Annotated in this window: 17 protein-coding genes; 4 read left to right on the top strand and 13 right to left on the bottom strand. The window is 57.0% G+C overall.

The window, feature by feature from the left end; translation table 11 throughout:
• Positions 1-10: 10 nt before the first annotated feature.
• The 7 genes from folK to dksA all read right to left on the bottom strand — a co-directional run bounded on the left by folK (position 11) and on the right by dksA (position 8,642).
• On the bottom strand, positions 11-517 hold the full coding sequence (gene folK, locus CPH17_RS10540; protein WP_074397683.1) for a 2-amino-4-hydroxy-6-hydroxymethyldihydropteridine diphosphokinase: 507 nt from the start codon (positions 515-517) through the stop codon (positions 11-13).
• Between the two features lie 8 nt (positions 518-525).
• Entirely contained in the window at positions 526-1,911 is a 1,386-nt protein-coding gene (gene pcnB / locus CPH17_RS10535) for a polynucleotide adenylyltransferase PcnB (RefSeq protein ID WP_074397682.1), read from the bottom strand.
• Between the two features lie 833 nt (positions 1,912-2,744).
• A complete protein-coding gene (locus tag CPH17_RS10530; protein WP_074397681.1) occupies positions 2,745-4,133 on the bottom strand; it encodes a sigma-54-dependent transcriptional regulator in 1,389 nt (462 codons plus the stop codon).
• Positions 4,126-7,059: an ATP-binding protein gene (locus CPH17_RS10525; protein WP_096299402.1), complete on the bottom strand. Its 2,934-nt coding sequence runs from the start codon at positions 7,057-7,059 to the stop codon at positions 4,126-4,128. Before CPH17_RS10525 ends, CPH17_RS10530 begins: the two co-directional genes overlap by 8 nt.
• Entirely contained in the window at positions 7,049-7,225 is a 177-nt protein-coding gene (locus tag CPH17_RS20045; RefSeq protein ID WP_027337667.1) for a hypothetical protein, read from the bottom strand. The genes CPH17_RS10525 and CPH17_RS20045 overlap by 11 nt, the downstream gene beginning before the upstream one ends.
• A 1-nt stretch (position 7,226) precedes the next feature.
• Positions 7,227-8,126: a tRNA glutamyl-Q(34) synthetase GluQRS gene (gluQRS, locus tag CPH17_RS10520; protein ID WP_096299400.1), complete on the bottom strand. Its 900-nt coding sequence runs from the start codon at positions 8,124-8,126 to the stop codon at positions 7,227-7,229.
• Positions 8,127-8,204: 78 nt separating this feature from the next.
• Positions 8,205-8,642: an RNA polymerase-binding protein DksA gene (gene dksA, locus CPH17_RS10515; protein ID WP_074397678.1), complete on the bottom strand. Its 438-nt coding sequence runs from the start codon at positions 8,640-8,642 to the stop codon at positions 8,205-8,207.
• 186 nt (positions 8,643-8,828) lie between these two features.
• On the opposite strand from dksA, the gene CPH17_RS10510 reads away from it, so the two are divergent.
• The gene (locus CPH17_RS10510) at positions 8,829-9,989 is read left to right on the top strand and encodes an aminotransferase class I/II-fold pyridoxal phosphate-dependent enzyme (RefSeq protein ID WP_096299398.1); all 1,161 of its coding nucleotides are present in this window, start codon (positions 8,829-8,831) and stop codon (positions 9,987-9,989) included.
• Positions 9,986-10,765 (top strand): DNA/RNA nuclease SfsA, encoded by a 780-nt coding sequence (sfsA, locus tag CPH17_RS10505; RefSeq protein ID WP_096299396.1) that lies wholly within the window; start codon positions 9,986-9,988, stop codon positions 10,763-10,765. Before CPH17_RS10510 ends, sfsA begins: the two co-directional genes overlap by 4 nt.
• Here the strand turns inward: sfsA and metW are convergent.
• From metW to CPH17_RS10480, 5 genes are all read right to left on the bottom strand, one after another.
• Positions 10,712-11,305: a methionine biosynthesis protein MetW gene (gene metW, locus CPH17_RS10500; protein ID WP_074398575.1), complete on the bottom strand. Its 594-nt coding sequence runs from the start codon at positions 11,303-11,305 to the stop codon at positions 10,712-10,714. The two genes, sfsA and metW, sit on opposite strands and share 54 nt — an antisense overlap.
• Entirely contained in the window at positions 11,305-12,501 is a 1,197-nt protein-coding gene (gene metX / locus CPH17_RS10495) for a homoserine O-succinyltransferase MetX (RefSeq protein WP_096299394.1), read from the bottom strand. The genes metW and metX overlap by 1 nt, the downstream gene beginning before the upstream one ends.
• A 69-nt stretch (positions 12,502-12,570) precedes the next feature.
• Positions 12,571-13,164: a YggT family protein gene (locus CPH17_RS10490; RefSeq protein WP_096299392.1), complete on the bottom strand. Its 594-nt coding sequence runs from the start codon at positions 13,162-13,164 to the stop codon at positions 12,571-12,573.
• Positions 13,165-13,193: 29 nt separating this feature from the next.
• Positions 13,194-14,018, bottom strand: a complete 825-nt coding sequence (proC, locus tag CPH17_RS10485) for a pyrroline-5-carboxylate reductase (protein WP_096299390.1) — start codon at positions 14,016-14,018, stop codon at positions 13,194-13,196.
• Between the two features lie 89 nt (positions 14,019-14,107).
• Entirely contained in the window at positions 14,108-14,812 is a 705-nt protein-coding gene (locus tag CPH17_RS10480; protein ID WP_074397672.1) for a YggS family pyridoxal phosphate-dependent enzyme, read from the bottom strand.
• Between the two features lie 33 nt (positions 14,813-14,845).
• Here CPH17_RS10480 and CPH17_RS10475 point away from each other — a divergent pair, with 33 nt between their 5' ends.
• Positions 14,846-15,889: a type IV pilus twitching motility protein PilT gene (locus CPH17_RS10475; RefSeq protein WP_074397671.1), complete on the top strand. Its 1,044-nt coding sequence runs from the start codon at positions 14,846-14,848 to the stop codon at positions 15,887-15,889.
• A 24-nt stretch (positions 15,890-15,913) separates the two neighbouring features.
• Here the strand turns inward: CPH17_RS10475 and CPH17_RS10470 are convergent, their stop codons facing one another.
• Positions 15,914-17,056: an anhydro-N-acetylmuramic acid kinase gene (locus CPH17_RS10470; RefSeq protein ID WP_074397670.1), complete on the bottom strand. Its 1,143-nt coding sequence runs from the start codon at positions 17,054-17,056 to the stop codon at positions 15,914-15,916.
• Positions 17,057-17,170: 114 nt separating this feature from the next.
• Between CPH17_RS10470 and tyrS the strand changes: the two genes are divergently transcribed.
• Positions 17,171-18,370, top strand: a complete 1,200-nt coding sequence (gene tyrS / locus CPH17_RS10465; protein ID WP_074397669.1) for a tyrosine--tRNA ligase — start codon at positions 17,171-17,173, stop codon at positions 18,368-18,370.
• The last annotated feature ends 407 nt before the right edge of the window (positions 18,371-18,777 follow it).

Below are 18,777 nucleotides of genomic sequence, written 5' to 3'. Positions count from 1 at the left end.
GAGATTTGTGTCAGATGGTAGCAACTGGCGTAACGTCGGTATCCGCTAGGCGTCGTATCGCTGAGGTGTCAAGATCGGTTAACCAATCGTTAAGCGGCCGCTGGTGAAGCATTATGTGTGGAGCCAACTCGTGCAACGGTACAAGGACAAAGCCACGTTCGTGCATATGCAAATGAGGTAACCGCAGGCGAGACAAGTCGAGCGTTTGCTGATCGTAAAGCAGCAAGTCCAGGTCGAGCGTGCGCGGCCCCCAGTGGCGTCGTCTTTGGCGGCGATGACGCTGTTCCAGCGCTTGAAGTTGATCGAGCAGCGCAAGGGGGGACAAAGACGTTTCAAGCGCCGCCACCGCGTTAATAAAATCAGGTTGGTCTTGGGGGCCTAGCGGAGGGGTGGCGTAAAGTGATGAAGTGCCATGTCGTTGGCTTAGCGGAAGCCGGGCGAGTTCGTCCAGCGCTTGCCTGACCTGTGCCACGGGGTTATCCAGATTGCTCCCCAGGCCGATATAAGCAAGCGACATGCGACGTTTCACTCTTCGCTTTTGCGCGGTTTGCGACGCCGCTTACGGCGACGGTCGCCTTGACTGGCGGGATCGCCCCCTACCTTTTGTAACAACCGACGTTGATCGTGTTCGTCGCCTTTCTGGAAGGCGTCCCACCAGTCGCCCAAGCCGCTCGGAATTTCCCCTGCCTGCTCGCGCAGCAACAGCAAATCATAAGCGGCGCGGAAGCGTGGGTGTTCGCGGGTTTGGAACGCTTTTTTGCCACGGCGAAGGGGTAAACGCCCCTGCAGTTCCCAAATGTCGCGCATCGGCATGCCGAAACGTTTAGGAATGGATATGTGTTGAAGCTGTCGTGTGACGACTTGCTGAGCGGCAGCTTGCAGCGCGGGAATAGCCGGCATGCCTTCGCTCTCGAGTTCTGCCTGGCGGTGAACAACGGGGGCCCACAAAAATGCCGCCAGCAGGAAAGCTGGGGTAACGGGGCGCTCTTCAGCAATGCGTTTATCGGTATTGGCCAGCGCCTGCTCAATGAGCTCTTCCGCCCAGGCGGCATCGGCCATGGCTTCTTCGGCTTCTGGAAACAGCATGCCAAACAACCCATAGTGGCTCAGCATTCTGAAGGTCACCAGCCCATGGCCAGACATAAACAGCTTGAGCGCTTCATCAAACAGCCGTGCCGGGGGAATACTAAGCAACAACGGCGCCAGGTCATACATGGGCGCTTCGGTCTCAGCTTCGATGGTGAAGCCAAGCTTGGCGGCGAAACGCACGGCACGCAGCATGCGCACCGGGTCTTCCCGGTAGCGGGTGGTCGGGTCACCGATCAAACGCAGTGTCCGCGAGTCAATATCCTGCGCGCCGTTGGCGAAGTCGTGGATGGTGAAGTCGGCGATATTGTAATACAGCGCATTGACCGTGAAGTCGCGCCGTAGGGCATCTTCTTCGATATTGCCCCATACGTTATCACGCAGCAGGAGGCCGTCGTCGGACTGATGGGCGATATGGTCGCCATGCTCGTCTTGAGGCTTACCGCGGAAAGTGGTGACTTCGATGACTTCGCGGCCAAAACGCACATGGACGATGCGAAAACGCCGACCAATCATGCGTGAATTGCGGAAAAGGTCGCGAACCTGCTCTGGGGTTGCATTGGTGGCAACGTCAAAATCTTTGGGTATTTTGCCCAACAAGGCATCACGAATGCAGCCGCCTACCAGGTAAGCATCAAATCCCGCGCCGTTAAGGCGATAGAGCACTTTTAAGGCAGAGTCACTGATCTGCTTGCGAGAAACAGGGTGCTCGGAGCGAGGAATTACGCGGGGGCTAAGCACGCTTGACGCGCTTTGTTGGGGTTCGAGCAGGGGGTTCAATTGCTCTCCCGGGCTGTGTAATAAACGGGTTAATCCTTTGAACATGCGACGGTATCGACTCGCAGGATATCGAAAAATTGGCCATGACGTAAGCGATAAGTCGCTGAGTGTAGCCGACCCCTTGATGCTTGCAAAGTCTCGAGTGGATTGTGTCGTTTACATAGTAGCCAAACACGGAAAGGGGAGGCTAAGAGGGCCTCCCCTATAAAGCGGACAATCAGCTTCCGTTGCTGCTATTTTTCTTCATGATGGCACATCGCCCTGAATACGCACCGCAGTCGGTAGGCGTGGCAATCACGTGGATTCCGACCGCCTCGTATTCAAAACAATAATCCAACCGCGAACTTTTCTCCCCCCGGTGAGTTGTTGTTGGGTCCGGGGTGTACACACTCACTGCTATTGTTTTTGTTGGGGCGCAGATCTCTTGGTGTACGTCGCGTCCTTTTTGGGCACTTGCCTGATTTTATTATTGTTCAAAGCGCTTATTCTGCTTAGCGCAAGCAAGTAACGAGATACAGGCCAGTTGTTTTTGTTAGTACCGTTATCTCTGCCTGGCCCTGTTGTTTTTGTTGTGGCTCAGGTTTGGGCGATGTCATGTTGTTTTTGTTAGCGACTCACCGCGATGCCCAGTTTGTTTTTCTTACCCAGATATACTGCACTCGCCGTGCCAGCCGTTTGATAAATTATGAATTTCAGTGGCTTAACATTTTACGCGTATGCCGAGGAACTATTGCAGCCTAAAAGTGTTACCTGTTTTTTGGCTGCTTGCGCGCCTGGGTGTGTGGGAAGGTAACAATGTGTGGGTAGCGAGGGGTGTGGATATTTGTTAGATAAATCAGTGTATTAGACGTTAGTTGTAGGCCCGGTGGTGGGCGTGGCTAGTGGGGGCGCCGCGCCGTCTTCTTGCGCGGTATACCCAGCCGTTGGCGTCTTTCCCATAAATTTTTGCGACTAATTCCGAGTTTTTGCGCCAGCTCGGTTTCGCTCATTTGATCCTGGTGCTCAAGAACAAAGTGTTGAAAATAGTCTTCCAGCGAAAGGTCATCCTCCTCGGCGCTGGGTTGAGTGGCGTCTGGGTTACTTAGCGTCGGAGCGGCACTTACTGGCGTTAGCGGACGGTTGAGCGCAGGCGCAAGCCCTAGGTCATCGGGGTGAATCAAATGGCCTTCGGCCAGGATCACGCCTCGTTCAAGGGCATTTTCCAATTCGCGCACGTTGCCTGGCCAGGGGTAGTCGCGCAATTCCTGGCGCGCGGCTCGGGATAAACGTAGCCCAGGGCGTTCGTGGCGCTGGCAGGCTTTGTCGAGCAAAATATCGGCAATTTCCAGCACGTCGTCTTCACGCTCGCGCAGCGGCGGCAGCTCTATTTGCATGACGTTTAGGCGGTAATACAGGTCCAGCCGGAAATCACCGCTTTTGGAGAGGGCGCGCAAGTCGCGGTGGGTCGCAGCGATCAGGCGGACATCCACATGGCGGGTTTCCACTGAGCCGATTTTACGGATTTCGCCTTCCTGCAACACACGTAGCAGTCGCGCTTGAGCGTCGAGAGGCAGCTCGCCGATTTCGTCCAGAAATAATGTGCCGCCATCGGCGGCTTCCACCAGCCCGGTGCGGGCAGCGCTTGCGCCGGTAAAAGCGCCTTTCTCGTGACCAAATAGCTCCGATTCAATCAGCGTTTCGGGAATAGCAGCGCAGTTGACGCAAATCAGTGGGGCCTTGGCCCGTTTGCTTTGTTGGTGAATGGCCCGGGCCACGAGTTCTTTGCCGGTGCCGGATTCGCCCAGAATCAGCACCGTGACGTCGGCCGGGGCGGTTTTACGAATACGCGTATACACCAGTTGCATCGCGGTGCAGTTGCCAATCATGGTTTGGCGCCCGCCCCCTCCATCGGTGATGTCGGGCGGTGCACTGTGCTGCATCGACTGCTGATGCAGAATTCGCGCGACGGTCTCTAATAATTCCGCGTGGTCAAAGGGTTTGGCCACGTAATCCACGGCGCCCTGTTTGAGAGAGTCGACGGCTGAGCGCATGCTGGCATAGCTCGTCATGATCAGAACTGGCGCCGGGGCAGCCGCTTGGATCAGGCTGGTACCTGGCTCGCCTGGCAGGCGCAGGTCGCTGATGATGAGGTCAAAGCCAGGCAGTTCGAACTGAGATGCTTCTTCAGCACTGCTCGCTTCACAAACTTCATAGTCGTGGCGCTCAAGCAAACGCTTAAGTGCGCTGCGAATAATTGCTTCGTCTTCAACAATCAGAATCCTAGACATGGGTCGGCTGATCATCCTGTTGGTAAAGCGGTAGCCAGAGGGTAATGGCCGTGCCGCGAGACGCTCCGGGCGGTGGCGAAGCCACCTCTATTCTACCTTGGTGCTCATTGATAATTTGATACGCCAGTGATAATCCCAGTCCAGTGCCTTCACCTGCCGCTTTCGTGGTAGTAAACGGCTCAAATAAGTGATCACGAATCGTTGGGTCAATGCCTTGGCCGTCGTCGGTAACGCACCACCACGCTTGGCCCGCCTGCTCACCTGCTGATATGTACACGGTGCCTGTTGGTGCGCAAGCATCTCGCGCATTGCTCAGCAAATTAACCATCACCTGGGTTAAGCGCTGGGCATCACCTTGCACCACAAGCGCTTCTGCGCAGGCATTGGTGAATGTCACATCCTCGCCCGAGCGGGCGAGGTGGATCAAGTGTAAGGCATCGTCTGTGATCGATTTAAGGGTAACCGGCGAGCTGGGTAGCGCAGGCGTGGGGCCTCCCGCATGCGCAAAACCGACCAACGAATTGACGATTTTGGTGACACGCTGGGTCAACTGCTGAATATGGTCCGCGGTCTCTAGTAAGGCAGGGTCCTGGGTGTCATAGCGCAGGTTTTGCGCCAGCGATGAAATGCCGGTAATCGGGTTGCCAATCTCATGGGCGACGCCTGCGGCCAGTTGGCCAATAGAGGCTAAGCGGGCGGCGTGGACGAGCTCATCTTCCAGCCATTTCATCTCGGTATGGTCTTCCACCAGGATGACGCTACCGCCGCGGCTGTCATGACCGCTGAGTACTGCTATGTGAAGTGTTAGAAAGTAGTCCTTACCGTGTAGCTGCACCGCTTGCTTATACAGTGGTGAAGAGCCTTCGCTAAGTACGCTCCCCAGCAGTTTGGGCCAGGGATCGGGAAGACTGTCCCGCCGCGAGCCAATGACACTTTCGCCGCTGATGCCGGAAAGCTGTGAAAGCGCCTGATTCCACATTACCAGCTCGTCGTCGTCCCCGAGGACGCAAAGCCCGACGGGTAGATAGGCAAGCGTTTGACGGTGGTGACGGCGCAGGCCGTCAAGCTCTCGCGCAAGCCCCGTAAGCCTCGATCGATAGGCTTCCAGGCGGCTTTCCACAAAATGAATGTCGTCGGTAATCGGTGCATCGTCGTGGCGGTAGGGCAGGTAGCGGTCGACGATGTCGCGCGCCACCGAGGGTCCCATTAACCCCGAAAGATTTGCCTGAATACGGTCGCGTAGGCGGCGTAGCGCGTAGGGGCGACGTTCCTGGGGCGTCAGGTTGAGCGCCTTGAGAGCGCGGTCGACTTCACGGCGGGCGGCATCATCCCCCAGCGCCTGGGCTAGGTGTGCTGAGAAGTCACCTGCCGTGGCGGCTTCCAGCGGTAAACGTTTTGAGCGGATTACCGCATCGACGGAGCAGGCTTCGGCAGCGGATTTTTCGCCTTCAGACGTGCGCGTAAACAGCGACACGACAATCAATAATAGGATGTTAAGCGACAAAGAAAGCAGCGTGACACCATACCAGGCGGGGGCGTCAGCGGGCGTTAGCGGCGTTAAGGGTAAGGCCCGGGGCGCATAGCCTGCCACAAGGGGGAGCCATAGCCACCATAGCCAGACGGCAATGCCACCAATCAGACCCGTCACCATGCCTTTGCGATTGGCTCCCGGCCAGTAGAGCAGCGCTAGCATGCCTGGCAAACACTGCGCCATTCCCACGAAGGCGGCCAGCCCCAGGTTGGTTAGCGGATGGTGACGGCCAATCCATTGGTAAAACAGCCAGCCGCTTATAATCACCCCGACCACCAGCCCCCGGCGTAGCCACAATAGCCACCCATACAGGTCGCTACGCGCTTCGGGTGGCCTCGCTACGAGTACGATGTGATTGAGCACCATGCCGGAAAGCGCCAGGGCAATTAGCATCATGGTGCCACTGGCGGCGGCTAAACCGCCAATAAACGCCAAGGCCCCGACCCACCAGTGCTCGCTTAACGCATAGGCCGCGTAGGCGCTCATGGGTATCTCATCGTTAACGGACTGTGCGGCCCACCAAATCAGTGGGACGGGCAAGGCCATCAGCAATAAAAATAGCGGCAGGGTCCAGCTTGCCTGGAGCAGGGTATGCCTCGACAGGTTTTCTGCAAAGGTAATATGAAACAGGTGCGGCATCATAAAGGCGGCGGCGAAGAACAGCAGCAGTAGGGTGCGCCATTGGGCGGGGTCAAAACGCGCGGTTTGCGCCTGGGCAAGATAGCCTGGTCCTTCGAGCCACTGCTGCACATCACCGGGGCCACTGAACACCAGCCACAGAGCCACAGCGCCCAACCCCAGCATCGCCAGCAACTTCACGATCGACTCGATTGCGATGGTGCTCAATAAGCTGTTATGTCGACTATGAACATGGCTGTGGCGAGCCCCTAGCATCACCGCTAAAGCGGCAATTGCCGTGCAAAACGAAAGCGCTACAGTGGGCCCCGCCTGGCTTTGAGTAAAGAGATTGAAGGCCTCACTCATGGTTTTGACTTGAATGCCCAGCAGCGGCAGTACCGCCAGCAGACTGACAAACGTCACCAGCGTGCCCGCCCAACGAGAGCGAAAACGAAAGGCGAATAGATCCGCCAATGAGGCGAGTTGGTACGTTCGGGTAATACGCTGAATGGGGACTAGCAGGACGGGTGCAAGCAGAAACGCACCGGCGGCGCCGAGGTAATAGGCAAGATACCCAAACCCTACGTTAGCGGCTAACTCTACGCTGCCATAAATGGCCCAGGCGCTTGCATAAACACCGAGCGCTAGCGTGTAGACGGCTGGGTGGCGGCTGATATGCAGCGGTACCCAGCCGCGTTCCACCGCCATGGCGCAGCCGAGCAGCAGGGCGAGATAGCCCAAGCCCAGCAGCAGCGCACCGAGCACCTCAACGCTCATCTAATTTCCTTTTTTGCTCAAGCCATAGCGTTAGGGCGATTAGCCCGCCCCAAATGACAAAGGGACGATACCAGGCCACAGTCGGGTCGCTCCAACCGTCCATCAACAAGGGTGAGAGCAGATAGCCGCCGAACACCAGAAACAGCATGATGCGGTAGACGTACATGTCATACCTCCTGAGGCAATTCGCGGTGCGCTGACGGTGACAGACGCGCCACCGACCAATGGGTCACTGCCCAGTGTAATTGCGTGGTCACTGGCTCACGAGAAAGTTCGCTGGGAGGCGCTTGGTCGAGAGCCAGCAGGGCCTGAAACAACTGGTGGCGGATGCCGCGCTCATCGTCAGCGAGTGCTGGCGCAAGATTTTGTTTGGAAAGCTTTTGACCCTCAGGGGTCACGACTAATGGCAAATGTAGATAACGCGGCTCGGGTAGCGCTAGTGCGATTTGTAGCTGGCGCTGCCAGGGGGTGTTGTCGAGCAAATCAAAGCCCCTGACGATATCGGTAATGCCTTGCTCAGCATCATCCACCACCACTGCCAGTTGGTAAGCCCAAAGTGAATCCTTGCGTTTGAGTATTACGTCGCCCAGCGTTTCAGGGTCGAATTGCTGAAAGCCAAACAGGCGATCATGCCATTCGACTGGGCGTTGGGCCAAATCGCTGCGCAGCCGCCAAGCAACCGGTTGGGTGGCGTCACTTAGGCCCTGGCGGCACCAGCCTGGATATACCGAGAATGCTTGCCACTGTTTGCGCGAACAGCTGCATGGATAGGCCAACCCTTGGTGGGCTAGAGCGTCAAGCGCCTGTTGATAAGCGTCATGACGTCCATGCTGCCAACGAACGGTTCCGTCCCATTGGAGCCCAAATGCTTCCAGCTGGCGCAATATCATACTGTCAGCGCCTGGTGGGCAGCGTGGCGGGTCAATGTCTTCAATTCGCACCAACCATTCGCCGCCCACCGCGCGTGCGTCGAGATAACTGCCCAGCGCCGCCACCAACGAGCCAAAATGCAGCGGGCCAGAGGGGGTGGGGGCAAAACGCCCACGGTAGCAAGTCGGTTGCGTCATTTAAGCTTTCCAGAAACCAAAACGGGCACCTTAGGGTGCCCGCATTCCGCAATAACGTACAGCTCGGTTATCGCTACTTTAGCCGCCGAGTTGCTTTTCCTTGAGCTCGGCCAGCGTTTTGCAGTCGACGCATAGCGTGGCAGTCGGGCGGGCTTCAAGACGGCGGATACCGATCTCAACGCCGCAGGCTTCGCAGAAGCCATAATCGTCTTCGTCGATTTTTTCGATGGTTTCGTTAATTTTCTTAAGCAGTTTACGCTCGCGGTCCCGGGTGCGCAGTTCAAGGCTAAAGCCTTCTTCCTGGGTCGCCCGGTCGGCGGGGTCAGCGTAGTTGTTAGCATCTTCCTGCAGGTGGCGTACGGTACGGTCCACCTCTTCCATGAGGTCTTGTTTCCAATCCAACAGCAACTGACGAAAGTGCGCCAGCTGTTGATCGTTCATATATTCTTCACCCGCTGCCGGCTCATATGGGGTGAAGGGCTTGGACGCTTCCGGTTTTTTTTCCGCTACTGGCATGGGAGTGCCCCTTACGTATGTGACTGCTGATCAACCGTGAGCGTGTATTACGATCTCACGCCAAAGGGATGCTTGTTTAGCTGAAAAATAGCCGCGTTGCAAGCATAATAGTGTGGATTCTTGCTTGGTTTTGCCTTTTGTGCGACCAAGATCATGTTTTTACTACCGCTTGGGAAAAGAACCGATATGGCTTGGAATTCGCGAGTGAATCGTGTCGCGCCCTTCCGTGTGATGCATCTGCTGGAAATGGCCCAGGCTCGCGAAGCCGAAGGCCACGATGTGATTCATCTGGAAGTGGGTGAGCCTGATTTCGCTACTCCCGCGCCGATAGTGGCAGCAGGGCAGCAGGCATTGGCGACAGGCAAAACACGCTACACGCCCGCTGCTGGCTTGCCAGCGCTGCGCGAAGCAATTGCGGGCCACTACGCTGAGCACTTCAATGCCTCGGTAGATCCTGCACGTATTTTAGTCACGCCTGGGGCCTCGGGTGCACTGTTGCTGGCCAGCCAGTTACTGATCGAAGCGGGCGATCGCGTGATAATGGCCGACCCCAACTACCCGTGTAATCGACATTTTATGGCCCTGGCCGGTGCTGAGGTGGATGCCATCCCCGTGAGCCGCCAAAGTGGCTGGCAGTTAAACGCCTCGCTGATTGATCAGCACTGGCAAGCAAACACACGGCTGGCCATGCTGGCATCACCCTCCAATCCCACCGGGCATACGCTTGACGGTGACGCATTGAGCGGTGTTTTGAGCACCGTGGCAGCGCAGGGTGGTGAGGTGCTGGTGGATGAAATTTATCAGGGGCTGAATTACGACGATGCGCCGCTGTCGGCGACCTCGCTTTCCAACGATGCCTTTGTGGTCAATAGTTTCTCCAAGTACTTTGGCATGACCGGCTGGCGCTTGGGCTGGCTGGTAGCCCCGGAGCACGCGGTGGAGCCGCTGACTCGGCTGGCGCAAAATGTATTTTTGGCCGCATCGACGCCGTCTCAGCACGCCGCTCTGGCTGCGTTTACCCCCGAGTGCCGCGATATTCTTGAAACGCGTCGGGCGACGTTAAAACAGCGCCGCCAAGTGTTGCTGGACGGCCTTGCCGAGCTGGGGCTTGTGCCAGACCTCCCACCCCAGGGCGCGTTTTATCTGTGGCTGGATATTTCCCGCTATAGCCGCGACAGTCAGGTTTTTTGCGAACGGCTACTGGGTGAGGAAAACGTGGCGATTACCCCTGGCATCGATTTTGCCGTACAGGGCGGCGAGCACCATGTGCGTATCGCCTTCACCAACGACGTTGAACGGTTGGAAGAAGCCGTGGTTCGCATCACCCGCTTCGTGAGCCGTCTATGAGTCTCGCTTATGACGGGTTGGTGCCGGGCACGCTGCTTCGCCGCTACAAGCGCTTTCTGGCCGATGTGCGCCTGGACAGCGGGCAGGAAGTTGTCGCCCACTGCCCGAATACCGGCTCAATGAAGGCGGTCAATGTGCCCGGCTGTCGCGTATGGCTTTCGCCGAGCGATAACCCTCAGCGCAAGCTGGCGTGGACTTGGGAGTGGATTGAACTGCCGCAGCCGGATGGCACTATTGCGCCGGCATCCGTGCATACAGGACGGGCGAATCGCATTGTTGAGGCGGCCATTGGCGCAGGTGATATTGCGCCGCTGGCAGGCTATCAGGCGCTTAAGCGTGAGGTGAAAGTGGCTGACGCCCGGCTCGATTTTCGCCTGGACGACCCCGAGCGCGGTGCCGTCTACATCGAAGTGAAGCAGGTCACGCTGAAAGAGACTGACGGCCACGGCTACTTTCCCGATTCGGTCAGCGTCCGGGGTGCCAAGCATTTACGTTCACTGCAGGCGTTAGTCGAGCAGGGCGAACGGGCCGTGCTATTGTTTTGCGTGGCGCATGAGGGCATCGCTGACGTGGCCCCCGCTACGCATATCGACCCAATCTATGCGGCTACACTGCACGAGGCTGTTCAGGCGGGGGTTGAGGTGTTGGCCTACGGGATTGACGTGCAGTGGTCACCAGCAGGGCCTGCGGCGGTACGCCTGACGAGGCCCTTGTCAGTGCGGCTAGCGGCGGCGCACGCGGAAAATGGCGATTTCACCGAAAAGGTTGGGCCATAGGCGTGACGTCCAGTGCCCGCGGTGATCGCCAACACCCACGGCGCGGTCAACAATTATCAGGCCTTTTTCACGGCATAGGTGTTCAAAGTCGTTGAAGGTCGAAAGATGGATATTGGGCGTGTCGTACCAGGCGTGGGGCAGCGACTTGGATACCGGCATGTAGCCGCGCAGGCCAAGATGAATACGGTGGCGCCAGTAGGCAAAATTCGGAAAGGTAATAATGCCTTCTTCCGCGACGCGCAGCATTTCATCAAGCATTTTGTCCGGACGGCGCAGCGCCTGCAGGGCTTGAGTCATGATCACCTGATCGTAGCTGTTATCGCAGAAACTGCCTAAGCCATCGTCGAGGTTGTGCTCAATCACATTGACGCCACGGGCAACGCAGCCGGTAATGCCGTCGGGATCGATTTCTAGCCCGTAGCCGGTCACGCCTTTATCTTTGGCCAGCGTCTCAAGCAGAACGCCATCGCCGCAGGCGAGGTCCAGTATGTGCGCCCCTTCGGGCACCCAGTCGTAAATCAGCTCCAGATCTGCGCGCATCATGGGGTTGTCTCCGCATCCGCCTGGTCGAGTTTAAGATCACGCGCCGCGCGGTTCATAAAGGCGCCGAATACCGCTTCGTAGCGGGGTTCGGGTAATAAAAACGCATCGTGTCCATGCGGGGAGTCAATGTTGGCGTAGCTGACCGATTTGCCTGCTCGCGTTAGCGCGTCTACCAGCTCACGGGAGCGTGGCGGCGGGAAGCGCCAGTCGGTGGTGAAGCTGACAATCAAGAAGGGGCATTGCGCCGGGGATAGGGCGTTGGCGAGATCCCCCCCCTGTGTGGCCGCCGGGTCGAAGTAATCCAGCGCCTTGGTCATCAATAGGTAAGTATTGGCATCAAAGGCGGTGGAAAAGGTGTCGCCCTGATAGCGCAGGTAGGACTCTACCTGGAACTCGACATCGAAGCCGAAATTCAGGTCATTGCTACGCAGATCACGGCCAAATTTACTGCCCATGGCGTCTTCGGAAAGATAAGTAATGTGGCCAACCATACGCGCCAGTTTCAGGCCGCGTTTAGGCACCGTGTCGTGCTCGGCGTACCAGCCGCCAAAAAACTCAGGGTCAGAGCGAATCGCCTGGCGGGCCACTTCGTTAAAGGCAATATTTTGTGCCGAAAGGCGGGGTGTTGCGGCGATGACGACGGCATTGGCAACCCGTTCAGGGTAGGTTATCGTCCATTGCAGCACCTGCATGCCGCCAAGACTACCCCCTATGGCGGCGGCCCAACACTCGATCCCCAAACGGTCGGCTAAGCGAGCCTGACTTACCACCCAGTCACTTACGGTGACCATGGGGAAGTCGGGCCCCCACTGCCTACCCGTTTCAGGGTTATGGCTCACCGGGCCGGTGCTGCCGTGACAGCCGCCCAGGTTGTTCAGCGACACAACAAAAAAGCGGTTAGTGTCGATGGGTTTGCCTGGGCCGATATGTGCATCCCACCAGCCGGGTTTGCGATCCCCCTCGCTGTGGTAACCAGCAGCATGGTGATGGCCGGAGAGGGCATGGCAAATCAAGACCGCATTGCTACGTTCGGCGTTAAGGGTGCCATAGGTCTCATAAATCAGCTCGTACTCGGGCAGCGTTTTGCCACAAGCGAGCGACAGCGGCGTGTCGAACTTGGCAACGTGGGGAGTGACAAGGCCAACGGAGTCCGCCGGCCGGTCAGCAAAAGCAAGCGTGTCTGAATCGGGCATCGAAAGCGTATGTCCTACAAATGGTTCTGCTGAGTAAAACGTATGAAATCAGATTGTTATCTGCCGAGGCTAAAGTCCAACAAGCGCGCCGGAAATGCCAGCCGCGCGAATCAGTGAGCCGACTAGCAAGCCATCAATCAAATTGATGGCGATAAATACCACAATGGGTGATAAATCAATCATACCCAGCGGCGGTATTACCTTACGAACCGGCGCCATGATGGGCTCAACCAACTGCATGATGAGTAGTGCGCCAGGATGACTTGCATTGGGCGCGACCCAGCTCAAGATGATCATTACGATCATGGCGAAGAAGTAAATCTTTAAGATGGCGTTGGCCAGCGCCGCGACACCCGCAATTAATAGCCCAACAACGGGCGGCATGCCTACGCCGACGACCATAAAAATGGCGATGATGCTAACGACTTTGAGGACGAACCCTGCGGCCAGGGTCGCGAGGTCAAAGCGACCGGCGACAGGCCCCAAAAAGCCCTGGAAGAGACCTACGACCGGCTGGGTGATCTTGACCACCGACTGGCTCAGCGGATTGTAATAATCTGCCCGCGAGGCCTGCAATAAAAACCGCAGCATGAGTAAAAACAAATAAATGTTAATCAGCGAGTTAACAAGCATTAACCCGGCGCTGCCCAATTCGTTACCCATTGCTGTTTCTCCTATAAAATCCGCATTGATTAGTGACCGCTCAGTTCCTTGGACATTGCTTGGGCGCGCTCGGCGCAGGCCTGCATCGCATCGGCGATTGTCGTCCTAAGCTGGGCATCTTCCATGTGTTGAATCGCCCGTTCGGTAGTCCCGCCGGGCGACATGACATTCTGTTTTAGTGTCGCTGGGTCCTTATCGCTTTGCTGCGCCATGGTGGCGGCACCTAGCGCGGTTTGAATCGCCAGGCGGCGTGCGGTATCGGCGGGAAGGCCAAGTTTGACGGCGGCGTCTTCCATGGCTTCCAGCATGAGGAAAAAATAGGCGGGTGCGCTGCCAGATACTGCCGTCACCGCGTCCAGCAAACCCTCTTCCTCGACCCACTCGACGATACCCACTGCTTCCATTAGCTGAGTCGCGACCTTGCGCTGAGTATCGCTAACTCGCGCATTAGCATACAGGCCGCTGGCACCGCGGCCTACCAAAGATGGTGTATTGGGCATGCAGCGAACCATCGCATTATTACCGCCGAGCCATTGGTCAATAGTGGCAGCGTCTAGACCTGCGGCAATAGAAATCACCAGGGGTTGTTGCTGCTGAATACTGTCGCTAAGCGCTTCGCATACGTTGCGCATAATCTGTGGCTTAACCGCCAGTACCACAACATCCGCTTGACTAACCGCGGCGTTATTATCTGTCTGCGTTTGGATGTTTAAACGCGCTCGCAACGCGGAAAGTTCGCTTTCTTGCGGCGCGGTAGCGGTAATGTTGCCAGAATTGACGCCGCTGTCGATCAGGCCGCCAATAATGGCGCTTGCCATATTACCCGCGCCAATGAAGGTGATGTTGTTCGCCATGTGGGGATCCTCTGTTGGAAAAGGGCTGCGCTGAGCCGAGTCATTGCATTGTGTAGTGACGATGCGTTGCCATTAGTCTGACTGTATGGTCAGGCTTTATCACGCACGCCAAAGATAGCTGTGCCTAAACGTACCAGCGTGGCACCTTCCAGCACCGCCGCTTCCAAATCGTCGCTCATACCCATGGAAAGCGTATCCAGTGGCGCATCGGGAAGGGCTTTTTGCACTGCTACCAGTAGCTCACGCAGCGCGGCCAAGGGTTTACGTTGCGCCGCTAACCCTTCTACGGGGGCAGGAATTGCCATCAAACCGCGTAACTGAAGATGTGGCAGTGTTGCAACCTCCTCGGCAAGAGTGACTACGTCTTCTGGCATAACGCCTGACTTAGAGGGCTCACGACTGATGTTAACCTGTAAGCAAACGTTGAGCGGAGGTAGATGGCTTGGCCGCTGTTCGCTGAGTCGTTTGGCGATTTTCAGGCGGTCAACGGTGTGCAGCCAGCCGAAATGCTCGGCAACGGCACGGGTTTTATTCGACTGAAGTGGGCCAATGAAATGCCACACAATATCGTCTAAATCGGCCAGCTCTGCCTGTTTGTCCAACGCCTCTTGCAGATAGTTTTCACCAAATTCGCGTTGGCCGAGTGCCCAGGCTTGACGAATCATCGCGGCCGGTTTGGTCTTGCTCACGGCCAGCAGCGAGGCATCATTACTCGGGCGCTTGGCGTCAATGAGGGCACGTTCTAGGCGTTCACGCGCGTGGGCAAGTGACGCTGAAAGCGTGTTATCTGTCATACTCAAGCACCTTACCGCAGCTGGGGAAGAGAGATGGATATTACCGAACTGCTGGCATTCTCGGCAAAGCAGAATGCCTCTGACCTGCATTTGTCCGCAGGACTGCCGCCCATGATACGGGTTGATGGCGATATTCATCGGCTTAATGTGCCCGCCATGGATAACAGCGACGTGCGTCGATTGATTTACCACATCATGAACGATCGTCAGCGCCGCGACTACGAAGAACATCTTGAAGTCGATTTCTCTGTTGAGGTCCCAGGTGCGGCGCGTTTTCGTGTTAACGCCTTTAACCAAGCGCGGGGAGCTGGAGCCGTGTTCCGCACCATTCCTAATCAGGTGCTATCGATGCAGGCGCTTGGCCTTGGCGAGGTGTTCGAACGTCTTTCGATGCTGCCGCGCGGCCTAGTGCTGGTAACGGGGCCAACCGGCTCGGGCAAAAGCACGACGCTTGCCGCGATGATCGATTACATCAACGATCATCGTTTTGAGCATATTTTAACCATTGAAGACCCTGTTGAGTTTGTGCATACCAGTAAGCGCTGCCTGATTAATCAGCGGGAGGTCCATCGCGACACGCATAGCTTTGCCGACGCCTTGCGCAGCGCATTACGCGAAGATCCCGATGTGATTTTGGTCGGTGAGTTGCGCGACTTGGAAACCATACGCTTGGCGTTAACAGCGGCTGAAACCGGCCATTTAGTGCTGGGCACGTTGCACACGACTTCCGCAGCCAAAACCATTGACCGAATTATCGACGTCTTCCCTGGCGAAGAGAAAGCGATGGTGCGTTCAATGCTCTCAGAGTCGCTGCAGGCGGTTGTGTCCCAAACACTGCTAAAACGACAGGAAGGTGGCCGCGTTGCGGCCCACGAAATTCTGCTCGCTACATCGGCAGTGCGTAACTTGATCCGCGAAGATAAAGTCGCGCAGATCTACTCCGCGATTCAAACCGGAGGCAGCTTGGGGATGCAAACGCTGGATGCATCGCTTGCCCAGCTGGTGAAAGACGGCGTGGTGAGTATGGACGACGCTCAGGCAAGGGCTAAAGGAACGCTCGCGCTAAAAGACGAATAGCCCAAGCGGTTGTGGCCCATTTAACTAGCGGGCGTAAATGCCGCCTAACACGCGTATCCCGCTAGCGCCTGTGACCGAAGGCAGGTTGCCGGGGAGGTTGTGCAGACGCTGATGGGCTAGCCATGCAAACGCTCCGGCTTCGATCCAATCCTCTGGCCAGCCGTAAGCGGACGGGGACTCAAGCACTGCGTGGGGCAAGTGATCGGCGAGCCTAGCCATCAGATAGGCGTTATGCGCACCTCCCCCGCAAGTGATTAACGTAACGTCCTGGTGGGAGAGGGGGAGTTGCTTAACCCCCTGGGCGACGGTAACCGCGGTAAGCTCGGCAAGCGTTGCCTGGACATCACGGGGTGTCTCGTTACCAGTTAAGTAGCTTTCCAGCCACGGCAGGTTAAACAGCTCACGGCCCGTACTGCGCGGCGGAGGCTGTTGAAAGAAAGGGGCCTCCAGTAGGCGTTCCAGTAGCAAGGAGTCAATGTTTCCGCTGGCGGCCCAAGCCCCATCTTGGTCAAAACGCCCCCGCTGATGCTTTGAAAACCACGCATCTAGCAACACATTTGCAGGCCCTGTATCAAAGCCGGTTACCGGGGCGTCAGGATCGCTGGGTAACCAAGTCAGGTTGGCAAAACCGCCCAGGTTCAAGATGAGCTGTTCGCCTTCCCGGCGCCCGAAAAGTGCCTGATGGAACGCCGGTGCTAGTGGAGCCGCCTGACCGCCAGCCGCCAGGTCTCGGCGGCGGAAGTCGCCGACCACGGTGGCGCCGGTCAGTTCGGCGAGCAGGCTCGGGTTGTCGAGCTGCAGGGTGTAAGCCGGTCCGCCAGCATGGCCGTCCGGTGCGTGCTCAATGGTCTGTCCATGGCTGCCAATGGCGGCCACCTGGTCGATTGATATCCCCTGCTGACGTAATAAGGCCTTAATAGCGTCCGCCTGTAACAGGCAAAACGCCGCCTCCGCCCTGGCCAAGGCGGCAAAGCTGACCCACTCAGCGTGGCATAAATGCAATAGTTCATCGTGGAGCGCCTGCGGCATGGCAGTTGCGTGGCTGCCCACCAGCGTTGGCGAGGTGTTGGGGGCAATAGCCACCAGTGCTGCGTCAATCCCGTCCAGACTGGTCCCCGACATCAAGCCGATGTAGTAAACAGGCGTGTCAGTCGTTGAAGTTGTCATTGCAGAGGTATCCAAAATAAGACGAAGGCTCAACCAAGGCGAGCGGGCATGATAACATCGCCCAGTATTTATCATTACAACGCCCGCAAGGCGATGCTTACGTGGAGAAAAGCAATGAGTGAGGTGGATCAGGCGCTAGCGTTGTTATCGCGCGGAACGCATGAAATTTTGGTTGAGGGCGAGCTGCGCCAAAAGTTGGCTTCCGGACGCAAGCTGCGTATCAAAGCGGGTTTTGATCCCACCGCCCCTGATCTTCACTTAGGGCATAGCGTTTTGCTGACCAAAATGCGCCAGTTTCAGGATCTGGGTCACACCGTTATTTTCCTGATTGGTGATTTCACCGGCCGCATCGGCGACCCCACCGGTAAAAACGTGACCCGCAAACCGCTCACCGAGGCCGATGTTAAAGCTAATGCCGATACCTACAGGGAGCAGGTGTTTAAAATCCTCGACCCTGAAAAAACGGAAGTGCGCTTCAATGCCGAGTGGTTTGGCGAACTCTCCGCGGCCAAGATGATCGAGCTGGCAGCGCAGAGTACCGTCGCGCGAATGCTTGAGCGGGACGACTTTGAAAAACGCTACAAGGCCAATCAGTCGATTGCCATCCACGAATTTCTCTACCCGCTCGTTCAGGGGTATGACTCCGTCGCGTTAGACGCGGATGTCGAGCTGGGTGGCACCGACCAAAAGTTCAACCTGCTGATGGGCCGTGAGATCCAGAAGCATTTCGGCCAGGAGCCGCAGGTGGTGATCACCATGCCCCTGCTTGAAGGGTTGGACGGCGTGCAGAAGATGTCCAAGTCGCTTGGCAACTATGTCGGCGTCGATGAAAGCCCCGGCGCCATGTTCAACAAGCTGGTATCCATGCCGGACAGCTTGATATGGCGTTACTTCGAGCTGCTGTCGTTGAAATCCAACGAAGAGATTGAGGCGCTTAAGCAGAGCGTTGAGCAGGGAGCCAATCCGCGCGATGTAAAAATGGAGCTGGCGCGCGAGCTGATTGCTCGCTATCACGGCGACGAAGCGGCGGCCAACGCGCATAAATCCGCCGGCAACCAGTTGGCGGATGGTGAGCTGCCCGACGACCTGCCCGAGGTCGAGGTTGATTTTGAAGGCAGTGCCGATGCGCCGATTGCCGCGGTGCTAAACCGTTCGGGGTTAACCAAGAACAGTGCTCAGGCCAAAGACATGCTGAAAAATGGCAGCGTCAAAGTGGATGGCGAGGTGGTGGCCCAAGACACCATGCTCCCCACCGGTAAGGCTTACGTTATCCAGGCAGGCAAGAAACGTTATGCCCGTGTGACACTGCGCTAATTTTTTTCGCCCTACCTCTTGCCAGCCCGGCGGTGACACCGTAAAGTACGCATCCGCTGCCGGGGACGCCAAGCGTTGCTGGCGGTGGGAGGGGTTAAAAACCCTCGGTTTGTCAGTGAGTTAGGGTGCTGATGGTGACAGTGGGTTTGCATCACCTCGCGCCAATTAGTCATTGACAACCACCCGGAAGTGCGTAGAATACGTCTTCCTCGCTGAGGCCAAACCGTTCACCGGTGGGCCGGTTTTGTAAAGCGAAACGCTCTTTAATAATTTGATCAGGTAATTCATGTGGGCGCTTGCCGATGAGGGTGATAAATCACCAAATATCAAGGCAAGCGACTCAAGCACTACGGCTTTTCGAAGCCGATATTGAATGAATTCGTTTGACCCTTGAGCCAAGTTTGGTT

The sequence above is a fragment of the Halomonas sp. hl-4 genome, from assembly GCF_900215475.1.
GTDB lineage: Bacteria > Pseudomonadota > Gammaproteobacteria > Pseudomonadales > Halomonadaceae > Vreelandella.
This window is presented reverse-complemented; position numbering and strand designations above follow the sequence as displayed.